The following is a 3,400-nucleotide window of genomic DNA, read 5'->3' as shown; positions in this document are numbered from 1 at the left end:
AAGACCTCATGCTTCGCTTGGCTATGTACCACCAGCTGAATACCTTAAAATCCAAATCCTATAAAAAACTGAAAACGGAGAATTTTATACTTTTGAATGTAGCGGATTTTAGGGGAGCTTACAGTTTGATAAAATTCTATCGAAACCTGTTATAAAGCTAGTCTAGATAAAGACTAACTGACATTTATAAACTTCTTAAATAGGTTGCCATTTATAAGGTGTTTATTAGTATAAACTATTTCACAATCAAGAGTGAGCGTGAACATGTATTTAGAAGCGAAAGAACCTTTGTGCATCAACGCTTCAATACTATTGATGTATTCGTTTTTCTGTTCCGTGATAAGGCTAGCATTTTGAAATTCTAATTTCTTTACAAGCAAGCTTCTTTCGGCTTCTAAATGCTTTACTGTAACTAACAGGCTAGCGTGTTTATTTTCATCCTGCTCATTTAGAAAAATAAGGGTGTCATTAAGTAAAACATCATCCCATTTTATTGGTCTGATATTGATTGGCTTATCAATGATACCTTGGCTAAATTGAGAATAATAGTCATTTAAAACATTACAGAGTTTAGAGATCATTATTGGTGATTATTTATGGTTAAATTATGACTTTATAATTGGTTAGAGTGTAAATTTCAGATATCTTAATCTTCTTTTACCTGAAAGCCTTTACCTCTAATACGATTTTAAATTATTAACTTTGTTACACTTTTATTTGTTTCAATATTTATCCAATATTTTAGAAAGCTTTAATTAAAAATGGTCCCACGGTTGCAGATTACGAAGATTTATCAAGCCTTGCCTTACTTCCATTCCGTTTAAATCCCTAGATAATCTTGCGTTGCCCCAAATGAACTTAATTAATGTTGCATATAAATTAAATAATAGCTACATCAGTTAATATGAGTTGGCATCTTTGGAAATATGGATATGATCCATTAGAATTTCGTTCGAATGGAAACTTGTATATATATATATTGGTTATCCAATCCGTTTTATTTTTCATATTTTCAGAATCAATTTCCTAAAATTTCAAAATAGCGTTCATATCTTTAATCCAAAAGTTCGTACTCAAGGTAGGCATGTCCACTTTGTAGGCAAACGCAATTATTTGTAAGCATCTTTACAAAAAAATAAATCCCCAACCCTTTTCGTTATATTTGATAAATACTTTGCAAAATCAACGTTGATTTGTAGTAGCATCTTAAGCTAGTAATTAAAAAAACCGTATCCATTTTATAAAATGAATATTAAGTTGAAATATCCAATACCAGCAAACGAAGAAGAGCGCCTTTGGGCATTGAGCGAATTTGATGTAGATTATACCGAAGTATCGCATGTGTTTAAAGACTTGGTGCTCCTTGCAGCTAAAATTGCAAAAACGGAGGTATCGCTTGTTAATTTGATAGACTCATATACGCAATGGTCTGTAAGTAATCATGGCTTGCCGATAGAGCAAATGGAAAGAACAGAATCAGTGTGTCAATATACCATTACTACAAATGATTATTTTGAAGTAAAAGAGCTGTCAAAAGATGAGCGTTTTAAGGATAAAGCCTACGTGGTTAGCGATCCAAAATTGGACTACTATTTTGGTGTACCATTAACTACAGAACAAGGCTATAACCTTGGTGCTTTGTGTGTTATGGATAAAACGGTTAAAGATTTATCTCCAGAAAAAATTGAGCTTTTAAAAATTGTTGGGAAAGAAGTCGTTAACCGTTTGGTAGCATTAAAAACGATACAGGAACTAAAAGCGCAAGCTACTGCTAAAGAAGAATTGCGGAAAAAAGTTGCCCACGATATCAGAGGCCCATTAGGCGGCATTATCAGCCTTACGCAGATTATTAGCATGCAAGGCGAGAATAATAAACTTAGCGACGTGCTTGAGTTTATAAATATGATTCAAAAAGCAGGCACTTCTTTATTAGACCTTGCTACCGAAATATTGAACTCAGAAGATAAACAAATAAACACAAAATCAAGAGAAGCTTCTGCAGATGATTTTAGCCTTGAAACTTTTAAGCAAAAATTGGAGCGTTTATATCTGCCGCAGGCCAAAAATAAAGCTATTAACTACACTGTTAGCCTTGTGCCAGAAAGTGTAGATATGCCTTTTCCAAAAAATAAATTATTGCAGATTACGGGTAATTTAATTACCAACGCCATTAAGTTTACACCAGCAAATGGTAGCGTTAGTGTTATGCTTGGCTTGTCGAATAGTGCTCGCCAGCAAATACTAACCATTAAAGTAGCTGATACAGGTGTTGGATTAAATAATGATGCTGTTAAACAGATATTATCTGGGAATAAACATACTTCAGATGGTACTGACGGTGAAGCTGGTTTTGGTTTTGGTCTTGCACTGGTAAAGCGCTTGGTTGACGACCTTCATGGTACAATGCATATAGATTCTGTACCGAATGAAGGTACTACATTCACTATTTCATTACAATGGACAAACTAATTTAAGACACATTAATATTGTGAACCTTTGTTAATATAAGATAACAACTTTGCTTAGCCCTAATATTGAAAATACAAAAGCACCATGATGGGCGAACTGAACACCGAAAAAGCAAACGTACTTATTGTAGAAGATGATAGCTTTTCGCAAACCATACTCAATATGTTTTTAAAACAGCAGTACTGCACTGCTGTAGCCGATAACGGTAGTGAAGCATTAAATATATTGCAAAGCGGTTTTATGCCACAGCTTATTATTTCAGACCTACATACGCCCGAATTAGACGGCTTTCAATTACTGGAAATTCTAAAGGCAAATCCTTTATATCAAGCTATACCATTCGTCGTACTTTGTGGTGATGATAGTGAAGTGCAAAAAATTCGTTGTACAAAAGCTGGTGCTGCGGCGTTTGTTGTAAAACCTTTTAATCCTACAGTACTTGCTTCACTTATCGATACACTACTTAAAAAGAATTAAACCAGTTTTATAATAGGCATTTAAAGTAAATCAATGATGACTACATGCTTTTCTTTAAAGTATTGTAATTTGTAATCAGATCGTTTTGGGTAGACAATTTTTATCGCATCTTTTTTATTTAGTTTAGTGATTTCCTTTGCACCAATAAAGCTTGAATAATGTTCCCGCATCTATCAATAAAATCCATTTGTGAGTATGTCATTAAAATGGTTTATAAAATGCCTGTCTCAACCATTTGCGCAATATTTTAAAAAAAATAGAAACTTCGTTAAATTAAATTTGGTGGTATGATTGGTGTTGTTATCTTTGCCGCCCGTTCGGAAGGCGGGGTAGTTCTTGGGGGTTAAGGAAGCGGTATAATTGGTTGTAAATCAGGTGGTTATAGTACTAAGACTGGTAAAAAATACATTTACTGAATAGAATAAAAATTATTTGGTTTAAATAGAAATAAAGT

At 33.5% G+C, this 3,400-nt stretch carries 3 protein-coding genes; 2 read left to right on the top strand and 1 reads right to left on the bottom strand.

Annotated features, from left to right (window positions below; all coding sequences use genetic code 11):
* Positions 1-173 precede the first annotated feature (173 nt).
* Positions 174-581 carry a hypothetical protein gene (locus ACFOW1_RS12215; protein WP_379014603.1) on the bottom strand — a complete coding sequence of 136 codons (408 nt, stop codon included), beginning with the start codon at positions 579-581 and terminating at the stop codon, positions 174-176.
* A 664-nt stretch (positions 582-1,245) separates the two neighbouring features.
* Between ACFOW1_RS12215 and ACFOW1_RS12210 the strand changes: the two genes are divergently transcribed.
* The gene (locus tag ACFOW1_RS12210) at positions 1,246-2,469 is read left to right on the top strand and encodes a GAF domain-containing sensor histidine kinase (protein WP_379014602.1); all 1,224 of its coding nucleotides are present in this window, start codon (positions 1,246-1,248) and stop codon (positions 2,467-2,469) included.
* 84 nt (positions 2,470-2,553) lie between these two features.
* The gene (locus ACFOW1_RS12205) at positions 2,554-2,946 is read left to right on the top strand and encodes a response regulator (RefSeq protein WP_379014601.1); all 393 of its coding nucleotides are present in this window, start codon (positions 2,554-2,556) and stop codon (positions 2,944-2,946) included.
* Positions 2,947-3,400 lie beyond the last annotated feature (454 nt).

Source organism: Parasediminibacterium paludis, assembly GCF_042651445.1.
Lineage (GTDB): Bacteria > Bacteroidota > Bacteroidia > Chitinophagales > Chitinophagaceae > Parasediminibacterium > Parasediminibacterium paludis.
Note: the sequence above shows the minus strand (reverse complement) of the source record. Positions and strands in the feature narration are given on the sequence as shown.